Annotated in this window: 18 protein-coding genes and 1 pseudogene; 11 read left to right on the forward strand and 8 right to left on the reverse strand. The window is 72.6% G+C overall.

From position 1 onward, the window contains the following. The first annotated feature begins 25 nt into the window (after positions 1-25). Positions 26-544 carry an NUDIX domain-containing protein gene (locus QCZ28_RS07195; protein ID WP_279515800.1) on the forward strand — a complete coding sequence of 173 codons (519 nt, stop codon included), beginning with the start codon at positions 26-28 and terminating at the stop codon, positions 542-544. 145 nt (positions 545-689) lie between these two features. On the opposite strand, the gene QCZ28_RS07200 is transcribed toward QCZ28_RS07195, so the two are convergent. Then, complete coding sequence (locus tag QCZ28_RS07200; RefSeq protein ID WP_279515801.1) at positions 690-2,147, reverse strand: ATP-binding protein; 1,458 nt, start codon at positions 2,145-2,147, stop codon at positions 690-692. Positions 2,148-2,308: 161 nt separating this feature from the next. Next, the gene (locus QCZ28_RS07205) at positions 2,309-3,967 is read right to left on the reverse strand and encodes an FAD-dependent oxidoreductase (protein WP_279515802.1); all 1,659 of its coding nucleotides are present in this window, start codon (positions 3,965-3,967) and stop codon (positions 2,309-2,311) included. A gap of 151 nt (positions 3,968-4,118) precedes the next feature. Here QCZ28_RS07205 and QCZ28_RS07210 point away from each other — a divergent pair, with 151 nt between their 5' ends. The 3 genes and pseudogenes from QCZ28_RS07210 to QCZ28_RS34500 form a co-directional block, all read left to right on the forward strand. Continuing rightward, positions 4,119-6,356, forward strand: coding sequence for a hypothetical protein (locus tag QCZ28_RS07210; protein WP_279515803.1), 2,238 nt, complete (start codon positions 4,119-4,121; stop codon positions 6,354-6,356). 25 nt (positions 6,357-6,381) lie between these two features. Continuing rightward, positions 6,382-6,873, forward strand: coding sequence for an SsrA-binding protein SmpB (gene smpB / locus QCZ28_RS07215; protein WP_279515804.1), 492 nt, complete (start codon positions 6,382-6,384; stop codon positions 6,871-6,873). A gap of 115 nt (positions 6,874-6,988) precedes the next feature. Further along, positions 6,989-7,075, forward strand: a pseudogene (locus QCZ28_RS34500) (hypothetical protein); the annotation flags it as partial. A 46-nt stretch (positions 7,076-7,121) separates the two neighbouring features. Here the strand turns inward: QCZ28_RS34500 and QCZ28_RS07220 are convergent. Beyond that, positions 7,122-7,988 carry an aldo/keto reductase family oxidoreductase gene (locus tag QCZ28_RS07220; RefSeq protein ID WP_279515805.1) on the reverse strand — a complete coding sequence of 289 codons (867 nt, stop codon included), beginning with the start codon at positions 7,986-7,988 and terminating at the stop codon, positions 7,122-7,124. A gap of 137 nt (positions 7,989-8,125) precedes the next feature. Here QCZ28_RS07220 and QCZ28_RS07225 point away from each other — a divergent pair, with 137 nt between their 5' ends. The 5 genes from QCZ28_RS07225 (at position 8,126) to QCZ28_RS07245 (ending at position 11,823) form a co-directional block, all read left to right on the forward strand. Beyond that, positions 8,126-8,569 (forward strand): helix-turn-helix domain-containing protein, encoded by a 444-nt coding sequence (locus QCZ28_RS07225; RefSeq protein ID WP_279515806.1) that lies wholly within the window; start codon positions 8,126-8,128, stop codon positions 8,567-8,569. A gap of 134 nt (positions 8,570-8,703) precedes the next feature. Further along, positions 8,704-9,126, forward strand: coding sequence for a MerR family DNA-binding transcriptional regulator (locus QCZ28_RS07230; protein ID WP_279515807.1), 423 nt, complete (start codon positions 8,704-8,706; stop codon positions 9,124-9,126). Next, positions 9,123-9,908: a molybdate ABC transporter substrate-binding protein gene (gene modA, locus QCZ28_RS07235; protein WP_279515808.1), complete on the forward strand. Its 786-nt coding sequence runs from the start codon at positions 9,123-9,125 to the stop codon at positions 9,906-9,908. Before QCZ28_RS07230 ends, modA begins: the two co-directional genes overlap by 4 nt. 80 nt (positions 9,909-9,988) lie before the next feature. Further along, a complete protein-coding gene (gene modB, locus QCZ28_RS07240; protein WP_279515859.1) occupies positions 9,989-10,759 on the forward strand; it encodes a molybdate ABC transporter permease subunit in 771 nt (256 codons plus the stop codon). Then, entirely contained in the window at positions 10,756-11,823 is a 1,068-nt protein-coding gene (locus tag QCZ28_RS07245; protein WP_279515809.1) for an ABC transporter ATP-binding protein, read from the forward strand. Before modB ends, QCZ28_RS07245 begins: the two co-directional genes overlap by 4 nt. A 77-nt stretch (positions 11,824-11,900) precedes the next feature. On the opposite strand, the gene QCZ28_RS07250 is transcribed toward QCZ28_RS07245, so the two are convergent. From QCZ28_RS07250 to QCZ28_RS07260, 3 genes are all read right to left on the reverse strand, one after another. Further along, positions 11,901-12,314: a type II toxin-antitoxin system Phd/YefM family antitoxin gene (locus QCZ28_RS07250; protein WP_279515810.1), complete on the reverse strand. Its 414-nt coding sequence runs from the start codon at positions 12,312-12,314 to the stop codon at positions 11,901-11,903. Positions 12,315-12,353: 39 nt separating this feature from the next. Continuing rightward, the gene (locus QCZ28_RS07255) at positions 12,354-12,926 is read right to left on the reverse strand and encodes a GNAT family protein (protein WP_279515811.1); all 573 of its coding nucleotides are present in this window, start codon (positions 12,924-12,926) and stop codon (positions 12,354-12,356) included. A gap of 107 nt (positions 12,927-13,033) precedes the next feature. Further along, positions 13,034-14,260: a hypothetical protein gene (locus QCZ28_RS07260; RefSeq protein ID WP_279515812.1), complete on the reverse strand. Its 1,227-nt coding sequence runs from the start codon at positions 14,258-14,260 to the stop codon at positions 13,034-13,036. Between the two features lie 169 nt (positions 14,261-14,429). Here QCZ28_RS07260 and QCZ28_RS07265 point away from each other — a divergent pair, with 169 nt between their 5' ends. Beyond that, entirely contained in the window at positions 14,430-15,983 is a 1,554-nt protein-coding gene (locus tag QCZ28_RS07265) for an NAD(P)/FAD-dependent oxidoreductase (protein ID WP_279515813.1), read from the forward strand. Positions 15,984-16,016: 33 nt separating this feature from the next. Here QCZ28_RS07265 and QCZ28_RS07270 read toward each other — a convergent pair whose 3' ends face one another. Together QCZ28_RS07270 and QCZ28_RS07275 are read right to left on the reverse strand one after the other, a co-directional pair. Beyond that, the gene (locus tag QCZ28_RS07270; protein WP_279515814.1) at positions 16,017-16,823 is read right to left on the reverse strand and encodes a protein phosphatase 2C domain-containing protein; all 807 of its coding nucleotides are present in this window, start codon (positions 16,821-16,823) and stop codon (positions 16,017-16,019) included. Positions 16,824-16,910: 87 nt separating this feature from the next. Beyond that, on the reverse strand, positions 16,911-17,564 hold the full coding sequence (locus QCZ28_RS07275) for a TetR/AcrR family transcriptional regulator C-terminal domain-containing protein (protein WP_279515815.1): 654 nt from the start codon (positions 17,562-17,564) through the stop codon (positions 16,911-16,913). A gap of 94 nt (positions 17,565-17,658) precedes the next feature. Between QCZ28_RS07275 and QCZ28_RS07280 the strand changes: the two genes are divergently transcribed. Next, positions 17,659-18,786, forward strand: a complete 1,128-nt coding sequence (locus tag QCZ28_RS07280) for an NAD(P)/FAD-dependent oxidoreductase (protein ID WP_279515816.1) — start codon at positions 17,659-17,661, stop codon at positions 18,784-18,786. Positions 18,787-18,796: the final 10 nt, after the last annotated feature.

The following is an 18,796-nucleotide window of genomic DNA, read 5'->3' on the forward strand; positions in this document are numbered from 1 at the left end:
GGGGTTCGGAGTAACGTGCTGCGGCATGACCGGCACGCCGTACTCGCACTGTTCCTACTGCGGCGCCGCCTACCCGGCCGCCGCCGGATGGCCACGGGTCTGCGCGGCCTGCGGCGAGACCGTCTGGCGCAACCCACTGCCGGTGGCGGTCGCGGTGCTGCCGGTCCGCACGGCCGGGGGCCTGGGCGTGGTGGTGGTGGTCCGCCGGGACATCGAGCCGGCCCGTGGCCTGCTCGCGCTGCCCGGCGGCTTCATCGAGTACGGCGAGGAGTGGTCCGACGCCCTCGTCCGTGAGCTGCGGGAGGAGACCGGCCTGATCGCGGCGGCCGAGGACGCCCGCCTGTTCGCGGTGCACGGCGCACCGGCGGGAGGCACAATGATGATCTTCGGAGTGCTGCCCGAACGGGCGGCCGAGGACCTGCCACCGTCGGCGCCGACCGACGAGGCCACCGAGTGGCTGGTGCTCACCGACCCGGTCGAGCTGGCGTTCTCCACCCACACCCGGGTGCTCGCCGACTTTCTCACCCCAGGCCGCCCCGCCTGACCCACCGCCCCGCAGCGGCCCTCAACGAGCGCAAGATCGCGCTCGATCCGTGTTGTAGTGGCATCAAACGACCGCCGAGGCCACTACTTCACGGATCGAGCACGATCACGCGGGGCGGGGCGCCGCGCGGGACCGCGTGCTGCTGCTAGGTGGTTGGCGGGTCGTGGGGCGCGTCCGGTGGACCCTCGGTGATCGGCAGGAGGACCCGGAAGGTGGTGCGCCCCGGCTCGGTCTCCACCCGGATGTCGCCGTGGTGTTTGTGCACCACGATCCGGTACGAGATGTCCAGCCCCAGGCCGGTGCCCGCACCCACCGGCTTCGTGGTGAAGAACGGCTCGAAGATGCGCGGACGCACCTCCGGCGGGATGCCCGGCCCGGTGTCGGTGATCTCCACCGCCAGCAGCTCACCGACCCGTCCGGTGCGGACGGTCAGCACTCCCTTCTCCCCCATCGCGCCCAACGCGTTGTCGATCAAATTGGTCCACACCTGGTTCAGCTCGGCCGCGTACGCCGGAACCGGTGGGAGGCTGCGGTCGTACTCGCGGACCAGCTTGACCTCGGCGGGGATCTTGCCCTTGAACATCACCAACGTGGCGTCGAGAAGGTCGTGCACGTCCACCACCCGGTGCGGCGCGCGGTCCAGCTGGGAGTACTGCTTGGCGGCGCCCACCAGCCCGGAGATCCGGGTGACCGCGTCGCCGATCTCACGCATCAACAGCTCGGTGTCGACCGTGTACGTGAGCCAGCGCACCGCCGCCTCCAGGTCCGCCGCCCCGACCGCGGCCTTCACCTGCGCCAACCACTGCGCGTCGAGCCCACCGCCGACCAGGATCGGCGCCAGGTCCCAGGCCCCGTCGACCCCGTGCTCCTCCAACCAGTCGGTGAGGGCGTCCTCGGCGTCCGCGGTCGCCATCGGGGTCAACTTCGGCGCGGTGGCCACCCGGGCGACCGCCTCCTCCTGCAACGCGACCAGACCGTGCAGGGCACTGCCGTCGAGCCGCCCATCGGCGATCATGGCGAGCTTGTGCCGCATCCCGGCGACCCGGTCCCGCAGCACCGACGTGGCCCGGACCGCCGCCGCAGCCGGATTGTTCAGCTCGTGGGTCAGCCCCGCCGAGAGCGAACCGAGGGCCAGCAGCCGCTCCCGCTCACCGACGATGGCCTGACTGTCCCGCATCCCGAAGAACAACCCCTCCAACAGGTGCATGGGCATCGGGAACCAGGACCGCAGGGCGTACGCGAAATCCTCCGCCGGCAGCACGAAGAACTCCGCGTCGGTCACCGCCCGCAGGCTGTTGCGGTAGGTCTGCTCGACCTGGTCACCCAGGTACGCCTGGGTGGCCCCGCCGTACACCCCACGCTGGTCGGTCCGGCTGACCTCGACGTCGTCGCCACGCACGACGCGGCTCAACGCCACCGCCCCCCGCACCAACACGAAGAAGCAGGTCGCCGGCTCGCCCTCGCCGTACACGAGGGTGCCGCCGGCGCGCTGCTCGACCCGGCCGTGCTCGGCCAGCCAGTCGAGCTGCCCGTCGTCGAGCGCCTCGAACAGGAACAGGGTGCGCAACTGCGCCGGTGTCAGCCGGTCAGACTCGGTCGTCACAGGGACTCCTTCGCTCGCGACTGCGGGGCTCGCAACACCGGCTCACTCCTCGCGCTCACAGGATCTCCTTCGCTCGCGACTGCGGGGCTCGCAACACCGGCTCACTCCTCGCGCTCACAGGATCTCCTTCGCTCGCGACTGCGGGGCTCGCACATCCGGGCTCACTGGGCTTCCAGGTAGCGGTGCACCAACGACACGGCCATCGCGCCCTCGCCGACGGCCGAGGCGACCCGCTTGACCGACTCGGCCCGCACGTCCCCGGCGGCGAACACCCCCGGCACGCTGGTCTCCAGGTGGTACGGGTCGCGCGACAGCGACCAGCCGGGCGGTCGCCGGCCACCGGCGAGCAGATCCGGGCCGGTCACGATGAACCCGCGCCCGTCGCGGACCAGCACCCCGTCCAGCCAGTCGGTGCGCGGCTCCGCGCCGATGAAGATGAACAGCCAGGAGGTGTCGACCGAGCGGGCCTCCCCGGTGCGGGTGTCGCAGAGGGTGAGCCGTTGCAGGTGGTCCTCCCCCGCCGCGCCGACCACGGCGGTGTGCGGATGCACAGTGATCTTGTCGATCCGTTCCAGCTGGTCGATCAGGTATCGCGACATCGAGGCGGTCAGGTCCGCACCCCGGATGAGCAGGTGCACCCTGGCCGCGTACCGGGAGAAGTGGACCGCCGCCTGACCGGCGGAGTTGGCCCCGCCGACGATGTAGACGTCCTGCTCGACGCAGCTCGGCGCCTCGGTGGCGGCGGCGCCGTAGAACACCCCCCGCCCGGTGAAGTCGGCCAGCCCCGGGGCGTCGAGCACCCGGTACGACACGCCGGTGGCCAGCACCACTGTGTGCGCGGCGATCTCGGTGCCGTCGCCGAAGCGCAGCAGCCGGGCGCCGCCGGCCTCGCTGAGACCGACCACCTCCCGGGCGCTGAGCAGCTCGGCACCGAACTTGACCGCCTGGCGTCGGGCCCGGTCGGTCAACTGCGCGCCGGACACCCCGTCCGGGAAACCCAGGTAGTTCTCGATCCGGCTGCTCTGCCCGGCCTGACCGCCGGTCGCCCGTCGCTCCACGAGCACGGTACGCAGCCCCTCCGAGGCGCCGTACACCGCGGAGCCGAGCCCGGCGGGGCCACCGCCGATCACGACCAGGTCGTAGAAGTCACACGCCGGCACCACTGTCAACCCGGCCAGGGCGGCCAGCTCGGCCTCACTCGGGGCGACCAGCGCCTTGCCCTCGGGCGTCACCACCAGTGGCACGTCCGCCTCGGTGGCCCCGGCCGCGTCGAGCAACCGGACACCCTCCGGGTCGTCGGACAACAGCCACCGGTACGGCACCAGGTTGCGGGCCAGGAAGTCGCGGACCTTGAACGACGGCGCGGACCAGCGGTGCCCGACGACCCGGATCTCGACGCTGGCCGCGTCCGGGGTGGCCGCCCACGCCTCCAACAGCCCGTCGACCACCGGGTACAGCTTCTCCTCCGGCGGGTGCCAGGGCTTGAGCAGGTAGTGGTCCAGGTCGACCACGTTGATGGCCTCGATCGCGGCGTCGGTGTCCGCGTACGCGGTGAGCAGCACCCGACGGGCGGCCGGGAAGATGTCCATGGCCGCCTCAAGGAACTCGACGCCGGTCATCTCCGGCATCCGGTGGTCGGCCAGCAGCAGCGCCACCTGTTCGCCGCGCAGCTTGACCTCGCGCAGCGCGTCCAGCGCCTCCGGTCCCGAGGAGGCCCGCAGCACCCGATAGCGGTCGCCGTAGCGGCGCCGGATGTCGCGGGCCACCGCCCGGGACACCACGGGGTCGTCGTCGACGGTCAGGATCACCGGGTTCGCCATGGCGCCATGAAATCACCTGCACCCTGTCGACCGCACCACCGCCGGGGTCGGGCCCATGGTTGATCGCGTTCGCGATGGGTAAGCCGGGGAGCCGCGTGGGTGCCCGGAGATCGACGACCCGCCCGGTTGCCGCGCACACCTCGGGGGACCCATGGCGCACGCGACACCGACCCGACCGACGACGTCGGGCGCGATCGTGGAGCTGCGGGTGCACGGAGTCTCCGGCGCGGGGGCGGACCAGGTGTTGAACCGGCCCCACGTGCACCAGGTCGCCGGGGACCGCAGCGGAGGGTTCTACCGACCGCGTCCCGGCTATCCGGACTCCACCGGAACCGACGGGGTGACGCTGGAGGCGTACCGCTGGAGTGACCTGCCGTCCGGCACGGCGGTGCGGACGTTGTCGCTGGTCTTCCTGCTGCCGTTCATGCTCTGCAACGTGGCGCTGTGGATGCGACCGGCGAACACCGTCTCGACGCGCGGCTTCATGGCGCTGTGCCGGGTGCTCGCGCTCACCCTCACCGCGCTCTACGTGCTCTCCATCGTCGGGGTGGCGTTGGACCTGATCGCCTGGCGCTGCATGGACACCCCGTCGTGCCTGGCCGGCCGGAGCTGGCTGTCCTGGCTCGGCGGACGCCCGCCCGGGCTACGCCTGGGCGTGCTGGCGCTCGTGCCGGTCGCCGCCATCGGGATCGTCTGGTGGTTGGGCGCCCGCCCGAGCCACTCGTTCGACGCGTTCCGGACTCCGACGACGCCGGCGTCGAAACACCGGTTGAGCGCCGTCGGCCAGTGGGACGGCGAGCCGCTGGTGGGTCGGCTGCGCTCGGTGCACGTCGCGGCGGCGTTCGCCACCCTGAGCGGCAGCCTGCTGGCCGCGCGGGCCAGCCAGCACTCCTCGTGGGTGATGGTGATCCTGCTGACGGCAACCGGGGCGGTGCTGCTGGCCTGTCTGGTCCTGGTCACCGTGGTGGCGAGCATCGACCGTACCGACCCGTCGCCCCGGGTGGACGGCGTCTGCCGCGGGCTGCGCACGATCGCCTGCGGCCTGACGATGCTGGTGATCGTGCACGTCGTCATCAGCCCGGCGCCGTGGCCGCAGGGCGGTTCGCTGCCCGGTTACGGCGCGATCGTGGCCTGGCTGTTCGTCAGCCAGACCGTGCTGGTGGTGGTGCTCGGCACGCTGGTGATCTGGCGCCGGGGTGGTGGGCAGCGCCGTTCACCTCTGCGCGCGTTGGGGTCGCCGGTCTTCATGACGATCTCGGCCGGGCTCGCCGTGGCGTTCTCCGCCGAGCTGGTCTACCGGGTGGCGGACCTGCTGGATCGCCACGGGACGACCGCTGACGGTCTGGAGACCAGCCCTCCGCTGGCGTACAAATGGGCGATCTTCGGGTTTTTCCTGGCCGTGGTGACGGCTCTGCTGGTGGCCGGTCTGGTCACCAGGATGACCCGGCGTGAGCGGCTGCGGGCCGCGCGGGCGATCGTGGCCGCCGACTTCCCGCACGCGCCGCCGCAGGCGGCGGACCGGCTGCGGCGGGTCGAGCAGGCGGTGGCCCGGGCGCGTTTCACCGAGAACCTGGAACCGCTCTCCGTGGTGTACGCCTGCCTGGCGGCGCTCGGCCTGGCCACCAGCGTGCTCGGCCTACTCCAGCTCCGACCGGGCAAGGTGGCGCAGCGCTACGTGGGAGTGCCGGAGAGCATGGTCAACTTCCTGATCGGGTCCGGTAGCTACGTCATCGCCGCGATCCTGCTCGGTCTCGTGGTGGGCGGCATCTTCGCATACCGGACACCGCAGTTCCGCCGGTACGTGGGCGTGCTCTGGGACCTGGGCACCTTCTGGCCGCGGGCGGCGCACCCGTTCGCGCCACCCTGTTACGCCGAGCGGGCCGTGCCGGAGTTGGCGAAACGGATCACCTACCTGGTGGAGCAGGGGCACTGTGTGCTGCTGGCCGGGCACAGCCACGGCTCGGTGCTGCTCGCCGCCACGGTGCTGCAACTGCCCACCCGGATCACCGACCGGGTCGCCCTGCTGACCTACGGGTCGCCGCTGGGCCGGCTGTACTCCCGGCTGTTCCCGGCGTACGCCGACGAGCCGGCGCTGCGCGAGATCGGCGAACGGGTGGGCTGGCGCTGGATCAACCTGTGGCGCGACACCGACCCGATCGGCGGCTGGATCTTCGCCGCCCACCGTCCCGGGGAGGCCGAGACGCTGACCGGGCCGGCGGCGACGGTGGATCGGCGGTTGACCGACCCGCAGGACGTGGTGCCACCGCCCAGCGACAGTGTTCCCCCGCCGATCCTGGGGCACTGGCCGTGTGAGTCGCAGGAGGCGTTCGCCGAGGCGGTGCGGGAGCTGACCCGGCGGCTGCGCCGCGAACACCGGACGACCGGCTGAGCCGGCGGCCGGATATCGTCGCGGGGTGAGCCCGTCCACACCGCCCGCCCGCCGGTTGATCGCCTCCAACAAGAAGGCCCGGCACGAGTACACGGTGCTGCGCACGTACGAGGCGGGCATCGTGCTGGTCGGCACCGAGGTGAAGTCGCTGCGCGAGGGGCGGGCCTCGCTGGTGGACGCGTTCGCCCACGAGCGCGACGGCGAGATCGTGCTGTACGGCCTGCACATCGCCGAGTACGCCTACGGGACGTGGACCAACCACGCTCCGCGCCGCAACCGCAAGCTGTTGCTGCACCGGGCCGAGATCGACCGGATCCTGGACAAGGTCCGCGAGGGCGCGGTGACCATGGTCCCGTTGTCGATGTACTTCGAGAACGGTTTCGCCAAGGTCGAGTTGGCCCTGGCCAAGGGTAAGCGCTCCTACGACAAGCGGCAGACGCTGGCCGAGCGCGACGCCAACCGGGAGATCGCCCGCGAGCTGGGCCGGCACCTCAAGGGCCACCCCCGCCGTCCCTGATCTCGGATCGTCAGTCCCGGGCACTGTCTCTCCCACCGGTCGCGCGCGTCTTCCGCGCGGGTCGCGGCGCGGCGCGCCCGGACGCTCACCGTCCCACCCGCCCTGCTCGACGCCGTCCGCCGTCGACGGGGAGCGCTACCGCCGCTTCGTGTCGACCCGCGGCCAACTGCTCAACCAGTCGCCGCAGCTGCGCAACTGCTGAGGGCGCCGGGTGGACCCGCCGGCTCGCCGGCGGGTCCACCCGGGTGCTAGCGGCCGATCGTGTCCAGCTCGGAGAGGTCGTCCTCGGAGAGGGAGAGCGCCGCGCCCGCGATGTTCTCGCGCAGGTGTGCCGCGGACGAGGTGCCCGGGATCAGCAGGATGTTCGGCGACCGTCGCAACAGCCAGGCCAGCGCCACCGACATCGGCGCCGCCTCCAGCCGGGCGGCCACCGTCGACAGCACCGACGACTGCAGGGGGCTGAAGCCGCCGAGCGGGAAGAACGGCACGTAGGCGACGCCCTGCCCGGCGAGCGCGTCGATCAGCTCGTCGTCGCGGCGGTGCGCGAGGTTGTACATGTTCTGCACGCACACGATCGGTGCGATCGCCTGCGCCTCGGCCACCTGCCCCGGCGTGGCGTTGCTCACCCCGAGGTGCCGGATCAGTCCCTGCCGCTGCAGGTCGGCGAGGGTCTCGAACGCCTCGGCGAGAGAGCCGGGCAGCGGGCCCGCGGCGTCGCCCAACCGGAGGTTGACGAGGTCGAGCACGTCGAGACCGAGGGTCTCCAGGTTCTCGTGCACGGACCGGCGCAGGCTCTGCGGGTCACGGGCCAGGGGCCAGCCGCCCTGCGGGTCACGGTTCGCGCCGACCTTGGTCACGATGTGCAGCGAATCGGGGTACGGGTGCAGCGCCTCCCGGATCAGCTGGTTGGTGACCTGCGGCCCGTAGGCCGCCGAGGTGTCGATGTGGGTGATGCCGAGCTCGACGGCCGTACGCAGGACGGCGAGTGCGCCGTCGCGGTCGGCCGGCGGTCCCATCACCCGGGGGCCGGCCAGTTGCATGGCGCCGTAGCCGAACCGGGTGACCGTCAGGCCTCCCAATGTCCAGGTGCCGCCGGGAAGGGAGGTGGTGAGCATGTTCGTACCTCTGGCTCTCGTGTCGCGCCGAGCGGTGCCGGCGCATCGTCTACCTGCTCCACCATCGGGGTGTAGCTTCACTATCGGAAGTAGGCACCTGAAGGTGCGTAACGCCCCGGCGGCTGAGGAGCGGCTTGATGACAACGACCACGGCGGCGCAGAAGAGGGCTCAGGCCAAGGCGGAATATGACGCCTTCCTGGCGCAGTGTCCGAGTCGTAAGCTGATCGACCGCATCGCGGACAAGTGGGTCACCCTGGTGCTGGCGGCGCTGAACAGCGACGGCTCGCACCGCTTCGGCCTCGACTGCGCCGGCAGGCCCCGGTCCATGCGCTACTCGGAGCTGTCGCGCCTGCTGGCCGGGGTCAGCCAGAAGATGCTCACCCAGACACTGCGCTCCCTGGAACGCGACGGTCTGATCACCCGCACCGTCGTGCCGACAGTGCCCGTCACCGTCACCTACGAACTGACCGACCTCGGCATCTCCCTGCACCACCTGATGCGCGGCCTGAAGGGTTGGGCCGAAACGCACATGGACGACGTGCTCGCCAACCGCGCGACGTACGACAACCGCGACGCCTGAGCCGCGCGCCGCCCGCGGCAACCACCGGGCCGCGCGGAAGGCACGCAGCCACGGCCGCAGAAGCCCCAAGAGGTACGCAGACACGGCTCATTTCGGCCTTTCGCGCTCGCAGATGCGGCAGCTATGGTGAGCCGGTGACGATGTTCCGGATCGGTGAGGCGGCCGACCTGCTCGGCGTCAGCAGCGACACGATCCGCCGCTGGGTCGATGCCGGGCGGCTGACGGCCGGGCGCGACGAGCACGGCCACCGGGTGATCGACGGCGTCGACCTGGCGGCGTTCGCCCGCGCCCAGGCCGCCGACCCGGACGCGGGCGCCGAGTTCTCCTCGGCCCGCAACCGGCTGCGCGGCATCGTCGTCGACGTCCGCAAGGACACGGTCATGGCCCAGGTCGACATCCAGGCTGGTCCGTTCCGGGTCGTGTCGCTGATGAGCCGGGAGGCGGTCGACGAGCTCGATCTGCGGGTCGGGGCGGTGGCCGTTGCGGTGATCAAGTCGACAACGGTGGTGGTGGAGCGGGCCGCACCAGCTGTGAGCAGGGGACGGTCGGGCGGATGAGCGCACGGACGACGCGTACGGCGATGGCAGTGGTCATGGCGCTGGCGGTCGCCGGCTGCGGCGCGGGCGACGACCGGGCCTCCGGCGGTGCCGCGGACGGCCGGGTCACCGGGGCGGTGACGGTGTTCGCGGCCGCCTCGCTGACCGAGTCGTTCCGCCGGATCGGCAAGGAGTTCGAGGCCGCCAATCCCGGCAGCACCGTGACCCTCAACGTCGCGGGCAGCTCCGCCCTGGCCAACCAGATCAACCAGGGCGCGCCGGCGGACGTGTTCGCCTCCGCCGCCCCGGCGAACATGGCCACGGTCACCGAGGCGGGCAACGCCGATGGCACACCGACCGTTTTCGCCCGCAACCAGTTGGTCATCGCGGTGCCCCGGGGCAACCCGAAGGGCGTGACCGGGCTGGCCGACCTGAGCCGGCCCGGGGTGAAGGTGGCGCTCTGCGCCAACCAGGTGCCCTGCGGCGCGGCGGCCCGCACCGCTCTGGACGCGGCCGGTGTCGCGCTGACACCGGTCACCCTGGAGCAGGACGTCAAGGGCGCGCTCGCCAAGGTGAAGCTGGGTGAGGTCGACGCCGCCCTGGTCTACCGCACCGACGTGCGAGCGGCGAGCGCCGACGTGACCGGTGTGGAGTTCCCCGAGTCGGCGCGGGCGGTCAACGACTACCCGATCGTCGCGTTGAAGGACGCGCCCAATCCGACCGGCGCGCGGGCCTTCGTCGCGTACGTCCGCTCGGCGCCGGCGCAGGCTGTCCTCGCCGAGGCCGGGTTCCAGGCTCCGTGAGGCAGGTCCACGACGACACCGCACGCGAGCGTGACGACGCGGCACGCGAGCGCCGGGCCACGCCGCGACGGCGGGGGCGGGTGCCGGCGGCGCTGCTGATCCCCGCCGGGCTGGGGCTGCTCTTCCTCGTCCTGCCGCTGGTCGGGCTGGTGATCCGGGCGCCGTGGACCACCCTGCCGCAGCGACTCACCGAGCCGGGCGCGTTGACCGCGCTGCGGCTGTCGGTGCAGACCGCGACGCTGGCCACCGCGCTCTGCCTGCTGCTCGGGGTGCCGCTCGCCTGGGTGCTGGCCCGGGTCGAGTTCCCCGGCCGCCGGCTGGTGCGGGCGCTGGTCACCGTGCCGCTGGTGCTGCCGCCGGTGGTCGGTGGGGTGGCGCTGCTGCTGGTCTTCGGCCGGCGCGGGCTGCTCGGCGGCTGGCTCGACACCACGTTCGGCGTCACCCTGCCGTTCACCACCACTGGTGTCGTGCTGGCCGAGGCGTTCGTGGCCATGCCGTTCCTCGTGATCGCCGTGGAGGGTGCGCTGCGCGCCGCCGACCACCGCTACGAGGAGGCCGCCGCGACGCTGGGGGCCAGCCGGTGGACCGCCTTCACCCACGTCACGCTGCCGTTGGTGGCGCCCGGGCTGGCCGCCGGGGCGGTGCTCTGCTGGGCGCGGGCGCTCGGCGAGTTCGGGGCCACCATCACCTTCGCCGGCAACTATCCCGGCCGCACCCAGACCATGCCGCTCGCCGTCTACCTGGCGTTGGAGACCGACCTGGAGTCCGCGATCGTGCTCAGCCTGGTGCTGCTCGTGGTGTCGGTGGGCATCCTGGTCGCGTTGCGTGAGCGCTGGATGAGCACCGCATGAGCGATGCCCTGCTGGACGCCCGGGTCGTCGTCGACCGGGGCGCCTTCCGACTCGCCGTGCCGCTGCGGGTCGCACCCGGCGAGGTGGTCGCGTTGCTCGGCCCGAACGGGGCCGGCAAGACGACCGCGCTGCGTGCGCTGGCCGGGCTGCATCCGCTCACCGCCGGTCATGTCACCCTCGACGGCGTCGAGCTGGACCGCCCGGCCACCGGGTGCTGGGTGCCCACCGAGCGCCGGCCGATCGGCGTGGTCTTCCAGGACTACCTGCTCTTTCCGCACCTGAGCGCGGTGGACAACGTGGCCTTCGGGCCGCGCCGGCACGGTGTCGAGCGGCGGGCCGCCCGCGCCACGGCCCGGGAGTGGCTGACCCGGGTGGGGCTTGACGCGCAGGCGCGCCACCGGCCCCGGCAGCTCTCCGGCGGCCAGGCGCAGCGGGTGGCGCTGGCCCGCGCGCTTGCCGTGGCACCGTCGCTGCTGTTGCTGGACGAGCCGCTGGCCGCGCTGGACGCCCGCACCCGGTTGGACACCCGCGCGGAGCTGCACCGGCACCTGTCGGCGCACGCGGGCGCGACGGTGCTGGTCACCCACGACCCGCTGGACGCGCTGGCGCTGGCCGACCGACTGGTCATCGTCGAGGGTGGCCGGGTGGTGCAGGAGGGCGACGGGCCGAGCGTGACCGCCCGGCCGCGCACCGACTACGTCGCCCGGCTGGTCGGGTTGAACCTGTACCGGGGCCGCGCCGACGGGCACGGGGTGCGGATTTCACCGGAGCTGACCCTCACTGTCGCCGACCGGTTGGACGGCGAGGCGTTCGTGGCGTTCCGGCCGGCCGCGGTGGCGCTGCACCCGGCCCGGCCGGAGGGCAGCGCGCGCAACACCTGGGCGGGGACGGTGGTCGGCGTGCAGCGCCACGGTGACAACGTACGGGTGCAACTGGACGGGCCGATCGGGGTGGCCGCCGACGTCACGCCGGCCGACGCCGCCCAACTGCGGCTGATCCCGGGCCAGCGGGTGTGGGCGGCGGTCAAGGCGACCGAGACGCACGCCTACCCGGCCACCGGCTGACCGGGGCGCGCGGCTCGCACCGGCGCGGACGTCGCCACCCGCGGCAGTGCGTCAGCCGGCTGTCGCGCGGGAGTGCGTCAGCCGGCGAGCAGGTCGTTGTGTGCGGCGCGCAGCCGGGCCAGCGCCGGGTCGCTGCCCGGGACGACTCGGCGATCCAGCTCGGACCACACCTCGGCCAGCGCCGCGCGGACCGCACTCAGCTCGGCGGCGTGCCGCTGGCTGCTGCGTCGGTGCTGCTCGTCGAGGCGCCGAGCCCAGCCGGCGGTGACAGTGGCGAGACGGTCGGCGTCGGCGCGGGCCTGCGCGCCGCTGCGGGCGGCCGCGGCGGGGACGATTGCGGCGACCGGGCGGGGGTCGCCGTCGCGGGTGACGACGGTGACCGCGTCGGTCAGCTCGGCCAGCGCGACGAGCTGGCTGAACCGGGTGCGCGCCTCACGCAGCGGCACGGAACGCGGCGGGTCGGGACGAGGGGTGAGCGCGGGGACGGCCATGGATGCATGGTGTCGCCCGGGTACGACAGAAATACGTCGTCAGTGGACAGTGGCCGGCGTCGCGCTCGATCCGGCCAACCACTCGTCGGCCAGCACGGACCAGACTTCGAGGTCGATCCTGCCGTTCGGGCCGGGGGCGACCTGGCGGAGCGTGCCGTCCAGGCGCAGGCCGAGCCGACCGGCGAGGGCCTTGCTGCGGGTGTTGTCGGCGTTGGTGCGCCACTCCACCCGCTGGATGCCGCGCTCGCGCACCGCCCAGTCGACGAGCCAGCGGACCGCCGGTGCGACCATGCCCTTTCCCTCGGCTGCCGGCTCCACCCAGCAGCCGACCTCGCAGACACCTCGGGTCACGTCGAAGGACACGAGCAGGACCCCGCCGACCAGGGTGCCGTGCCACCACAGCCCCCAGATGCCGCCGCTGTCGCTGGCCCAGCGGTCGGCGTAGCGTTGCAGGACCGCTCGGGCCGACGACAGGTCGGTGGCCACGAAGGTCGGCGACACCCACGGCTGGATGTGCTCCCGGGCCCGGTCGAGGTTGGCGAGGAACTCCTCGGCCCGCCACGGCTCCAGCGGGCGCAGCTCGACGTCCTCGGTCAGCGGCACTGCGAACACCGGGCCTCCACTCAGTACGCTCCGAACATCGGTGACAGGCTCGCACACGTGTCCGGCGCACGTGCGCCGGGGCAGCGTCGTCGAGGCGCACCCGGCGGCCCAGCCGATCAGATGATCATGTGGGTCCAGTAGCTGAGCCACAGCACGAACAGCACGCCCTGCACCACGGCGAGCGTCGCGGTCAGCCACACGTCGACGCTGGCGTGCCGGGCCCACCGGGCCAGCACCAGCGCCACCGGGAAGACCGCGAGCAGGTAGCGCAGCAGGCTCTTGTACACCGGCGGGCCCATCGACAGCGGCACCAGCACCATCAGGACGCCGTACACCAGGTAGGCCAGTTCCCGGCGGCGGAACCCGGCGACCAGCACGCCCAGGACGGCCACGGCGAACCACACCCGGACGGCGTCGCGTGGCTCCCCGGCCAGCCCGTTCAGCAGCACCGGCACCGGGTTCTGCACCTCGATCCCCCACCCGGTCCGCTGCGCGTGCTGGTAGGCGAACCAGTCCCCACCCCGCCACCGGCAGTACGCCATGAAGGTGAACCACCCGGCGGGCAGCAGCGCCAACGGCCACCCGGTCCGCAGGTAGCCGAGCAGGGCGCGCGGGCCCAGCCGCCAGTCGTGCTGGCGCACCAGCACCAGGGCCAGCGGCAGCACCACGAGCAGGCCGACGGAGCGGCTCATCGCCAGGAAGTAGCCGACCACCCCGACCAGCAGCCACCGCCTGCGCTCGGCGTAGTAGAAGGCGGCCAACGCGAGGCAGACGAAGAGCGACTCGGTCAACGCGGCCTGGAACAGGAACGCGGTCGGCAGCAGCACCAGGTACCGGGTGAACCGGCGGGCCGCGTGCGCGTCGCCGAGCAGCAGCTCGGCCAGCCGGTAGCCGTACCAGAGCGCCAGCAGGAACGCGACGTTGCTGATCAGCAGCAGGGCCAGGGCGGTGTCGCCGCCGAACAGCACACCGACCGGCCGGGCCAGGAACGGGTACAGCAGCGGAAAGCCGAAGTCCACCCACGGCCCGCTCAGCGACACGGTGCTCAGCCGCAGGTAGAGCAGCGAGTCCCAGGCGAACCAGAACGACAGCCACCGGTGCCCGGAGATCTCCCGCTGTTGCGCCCACATCAGCGCCTCGTCCGGCGGCGGGGCCCCGGGGATACCGTCCCAGGCGTGCAGGACCAGGAGCCCGAGCACTGTGAGCAGCAGCTTCGCGCCGAGGAACAGGGCAATGACGTACGGCCAGGGCGCCGGCACCCGACGGGCCACGCGCGCCGCGCCGTGGCCGACCACGACCGCCCGGGCGGCCAGCGCCGTCGTGCCAGTGCGCCACCGGTCCATCCGCCCCGCTCCCCCGCTCCCCCGGCCGCGTGGGGGGTCGCTCTTCTCGTGGTACGCCGCCACGCGCCCCGCCGAAGCGGGGACCAGCCACCCCCAAGTGTGACATTCTGCGCAGAACGGGTCGACGCCGCGCCTCAACCATGGCGGTGAGCAGGGGGAGCGCGTCAGCATGAGCGAGCAGAGCGGCACGGTGGTCATCGGGGCGGGGCCGGCCGGGCTCACCGCGGCGTACGAGCTGCTCCGGCACGGCCGATCGGTGCAGGTGTTCGAGGCCGACGAGGTGGTCGGCGGGATCAGCCGGACCGTCGAGCGCGACGGGTGGCGGTTCGACATCGGCGGGCACCGGTTCTTCACGAAGGTGCCCCGGGTCGAGGCGTTCTGGCACGAGATCCTGCCGGACGAGGATTTCCTGACCCGGCCCCGGATGAGCCGCATCGTCTACCGGGGAGCCCTGTTCAACTACCCGTTGAGCGCCATGAACGCCCTGCGCAACCTGGGTCTGCCGGAGGCCGCCCGCTGCCTCGGCTCGTACGCGCGCGCCCGGCTGCGACCACCACGCGACCAGTCGCACTTCGAGGGCTGGGTGTCGGCCCGGTTCGGCTGGCGGCTGTACTCGATCTTCTTCAAGACGTACACGGAGAAGGTGTGGGGTATGCCGGCGCACCGGTTGCAGGCCGACTGGGCGGCGCAACGGATCAAGAATCTGTCGCTGGCCACGGCGATCCGCAACGCGCTGCTGCCCCGGCGTCGGCGCACCGACGTGACGAGCCTGATCGAGCAGTTCCAGTACCCGAAGTACGGGCCGGGGATGATGTGGGAACGCTGCGCCGAGCGGGTCCGCGAGCGGGGTGGACAGCTGTCCACCGGCAGCTGGGTCACCGCCGTGCACCGCGACCCGGCCCGCCGACGGGCGATCAGCGTGACCGTCAACGGCACGGGCGGGCAGCGCACCGAGGCGGCCGACCACGTGATCTCGTCCATGCCGATCTCGGAGCTGGTGGCCGCGCTGCACCCTCCGGCCCCGCCGGAGGTCCGGGCCTGCGCGGCCGACCTGCGCTACCGCGACTTCCTGACGGTCGCCCTGGTCGTGCCGGCCGAGTTCTCGTTTCCGGACAACTGGATCTACGTGCACGACCCGGAGGTGCGGGTGGGCCGGATCCAGAACTTCGGCTCCTGGTCGCCGTACCTGGTGAAGGACGGCCGCACCTGCCTGGGCCTGGAGTACTTCGTGTTCGAGGACGACGAGATGTGGCGTACCCCGGATGCCGACCTGGTGGCCCTGGCCACCACGGAGCTGGAGCGGTTGGGGTTGGTCCGACCCGGTGTGGTGGAGGCCGGCTACGTCGTGCGGATGCCCAAGGCCTACCCGGTGTACGACGAGCGCTACCAGCACAACGTGGAGGTGATCCGAGCCTGGCTGGCCGAGGCGGTGCCGAACGTGCATCCGGTGGGCCGCAACGGCATGCACCGCTACAACAACCAGGACCACTCGATGCTGACCGCGATGCTCACCGTCGAGAACATCGCCACCGGGAGTACGCACGACATCTGGTCGGTCAACGTGGAGCAGGACTATCACGAGGAATCCGCCGGCGGCGACAACCGGCGGGGCACGGGGCGGGACGCGCCGGTGGTGCCCAGCCGGATCATCGCGGCCTCGATCAGCGCACCCGGCGGGTCGGACGAGCGGTCCTCCGCCGCGGCTCCCCCGTCGCACGCCTGACGCCGAGCACGGCCTCGCGGAACGAGCCGGCGCTCACCGCGCCAGGTGCGCGCAGTGGGCCACCGTGGCGTCGTCCGGAGCCAGCGCGTCGGCGTCAGCGGCGGCCTGCGCCTCGGCCCGCCGGACCCGAGCGATGACGCCGGCCGGCCCGCTGGCGCGCAGCAGGTCCAGCACACCCGGCCAGTCGGTCTGGGCGTACGGGCTGACGATGCGGCTGGCGCCGTTGCTGAGCAGCGCGACACCGTTCAGGCCGGCGAGGGACCGGCTGCCGGTCACCGCCTCCCGTGCCGCGCGCGGATCGTCCTTGGCGATCCAGTAGCCGCCCGGCTGGTTGCGACGGGCACGTAGCGCGGTGACGCACGCGGCGCGCACCCGGTCGTACTCCGGGGTTCCCCGGACCAGGCCGGCCAGCGGCGCCGAGCATTCCCGCCGGGCAGTCGTCTCGCGCTCATCGGTGAGCACCTGCGGGCCGGCGTCGGCCCGGTCGAGAACGACGAAGCAGTCCGCGAGCAACAGCCAGTCCAGGCGGCGGTGGTGGGCGCGGACCATTGCGACGGTGGCCTGCGGGCTGCTGGGGTCCGCGATGTCGCAGGTGTCGCCGTGCTCGGCGGCGATCTCGTCGATGGCGGTGGCGAGGATCGCGGCGAGCCCTCGCCCGTCGCCGCGCGACAGCTGGCCGAGCAGCGCGCCGCCGAGGCGGTGCGTGTACCAGGCGACGCCGTGGCGGCACAGCGATTCGGATCCCGGGATGCCGGCGCCGTCGAGCAGCACGACAGCGCCAGGAACGGCGCCCACGAAGTCCTCGTTCGGCCGGTCGGCAGTGCCAGCGCTCGTCGCCATGCTGACCAACATGGGTGGGCTCCTGTCTGAATGGCGAGGTGAACTCGCTCCGGCGGACTGTCGTCCGACGCCCGCAGGCGCAGCGGGTCACTGTCGGGGTCGGCCGGTGATGCCGTCCAGGACGGTGGTCAGGTTGTGGTGGAAGGTCTCCTGGGCATTGAGGTGCGCGCCGTCGACGACGAGCCGGGCCACGGTGGGGTACCTGCCGGTCGTCAACATGCGGGTGAGGTAGGGGCCGAGGCGGGCCTGAAAGGCGGCGAGGTCGGTGCCGGTGGACCGGGTGGTGCGGCGCTCGGTGATCTCTCTACGGACCGCTCCCGCCAGGAAGGCGTTGAGGGCGCCCACCGCTCGCTGGAGGTCGTCGATGTCACGTACGGCGGGGGCCTTGCTGAGCGCCGCGGCTGTCGCCTCGCCCACGGCGAGCGCGTGCGGCCCCAGGTGCGGCCGCCCGCCGAGCAGGTCGGCGAACCACTCGTGGGCGAGGGCGGCGTCACGGGTCGCGTGGGCGATGGCCAGCAGCGTGGCGCGCCACTGCGCGTGCTGGGCCACCTCGGCGATCCGGGCATAGACGACGTCGACCATGAGATCGAGGAGTTCGGATTTGTTGGTCACGTAGTCGTAGAGCCGCATCGGGCCCACACCGAGCTCTTTGGCGATCTTGCGCAACGACAGCCCGTCGAGGCCGCCCGCGTCGGCGAGCCGGATCGCCGTAGCGGCGATCTTGTCCCGGCTCAACGGCACCGGCGCCGCCCTCGGTTGAGGTTCGGGCCGCTCCCATACTGACAACGGCTCGCTACCGTACGGTGTATCCACAAATACAGTGTACGGTAGCGGCGTGAGAACGCGAATCGCGATCGCCGGTGGTGGCCTCGGCGGGTTGACCCTGGCCCGGATCCTGCACCGGCGCGGCATCGACGCCGTGGTGTACGACCGGGAGGCGAGCCGGTCCGCGCGCCCCCAGGGCGGCGCCCTCGACCTGCACCCGGAGTCCGGGCAACTGGCACTGGCCGAGGCGGGTCTCGCCGACCGGTTCCAGTCGGCGGCGCGGCCCGAGGGCGAGGAACATCGCATCCTCGACCCGACCGGACGCACCCTGGTGCACCACGTGCCGCAACCCGGCTCATTCTCCGGGCGACCCGAGATCGACCGCAGCGCCCTGCGTGATCTCCTGCTCGACTCCCTGCCCAGCGGCACGGTGCGCTGGGGGCACCGGCTCGTCGCGGCGACCGCACGCCCCGACGAGGGCTGGGATCTGACGTTCCACGACGGCCACCGAGCCGGCTGCGACATCCTCATCGGCGCGGACGGCGCGCGCTCGGTCGTCCGCACCCTGCTGACCGACGTCGCGCTGTCCTATGTGGCGACCCTGGTGGAGCTGAGCGTCGAGGACGTCGACCGGCGGCATCCCGACCTCGCCGAGTTGGTCGGCCCCGGGAACCTGTGGTGCGTCGGCGCGAACCAGATCCTGGCCGCCCAACGCCTCGGCGACGGCAGCCTCCGGGTCGGGATCTCGCTGCGCGCGCCGGAGCAGCCCCTCGACACGTACCGCGGCAAGCGCGCCCTGCTGGACCTGTTCGCCGGCTGGGCCCCCCGCCTCACCGCACTCATCAAGGCCGCCGACAGCCCGCCGACGCGACGCCTGATCGAGGCGATGCCCACCGGCACGCGCTGGGCCAACCGGCCGGGCGTCACCCTGATCGGCGACGCCGCGCACCTCATGCCGCCGGTCGGCGAGGGCGCGAACCAGGCCATGCTCGACGCGGCGGAACTCGCCGGCCGACTCGCCGGCGATCCGGCCGACCCGAACGCGGCGATCCGCGGCTACGAAGAGTCGATGTTCACCAGGATCCACCCGATCGCCGAGATGTCCGCACAGGTCCAGGCCATGATGCTGTCCCCTACCGCGGCGGACGACATCGTCCGCTTCTTCACCCGGCCGGCGGAACCGGCACGCGCGGACTGACAGCAGCCCG

Source organism: Micromonospora sp. DH14 (assembly GCF_029809455.1).
Lineage (GTDB): Bacteria > Actinomycetota > Actinomycetes > Mycobacteriales > Micromonosporaceae > Micromonospora > Micromonospora parva.

Coding starts and splice junctions, on each gene's coding strand:
- QCZ28_RS07195 (WP_279515800.1), top strand. CDS start 26: ATGACCGGCACGCCGTACTCGCACTGTTCCTACTGCGGCGCCGCCTAC.
- QCZ28_RS07205 (WP_279515802.1), bottom strand. CDS start 3,967: ATGGCGAACCCGGTGATCCTGACCGTCGACGACGACCCCGTGGTGTCC.
- QCZ28_RS07210 (WP_279515803.1), top strand. CDS start 4,119: ATGGCGCACGCGACACCGACCCGACCGACGACGTCGGGCGCGATCGTG.
- QCZ28_RS07220 (WP_279515805.1), bottom strand. CDS start 7,988: ATGCTCACCACCTCCCTTCCCGGCGGCACCTGGACATTGGGAGGCCTG.
- QCZ28_RS07225 (WP_279515806.1), top strand. CDS start 8,126: ATGACAACGACCACGGCGGCGCAGAAGAGGGCTCAGGCCAAGGCGGAA.
- modA (WP_279515808.1), top strand. CDS start 9,123: ATGAGCGCACGGACGACGCGTACGGCGATGGCAGTGGTCATGGCGCTG.
- QCZ28_RS07245 (WP_279515809.1), top strand. CDS start 10,756: ATGAGCGATGCCCTGCTGGACGCCCGGGTCGTCGTCGACCGGGGCGCC.
- QCZ28_RS07250 (WP_279515810.1), bottom strand. CDS start 12,314: ATGGCCGTCCCCGCGCTCACCCCTCGTCCCGACCCGCCGCGTTCCGTG.
- QCZ28_RS07260 (WP_279515812.1), bottom strand. CDS start 14,260: ATGGACCGGTGGCGCACTGGCACGACGGCGCTGGCCGCCCGGGCGGTC.
- QCZ28_RS07265 (WP_279515813.1), top strand. CDS start 14,430: ATGAGCGAGCAGAGCGGCACGGTGGTCATCGGGGCGGGGCCGGCCGGG.
- QCZ28_RS07270 (WP_279515814.1), bottom strand. CDS start 16,823: ATGGCGACGAGCGCTGGCACTGCCGACCGGCCGAACGAGGACTTCGTG.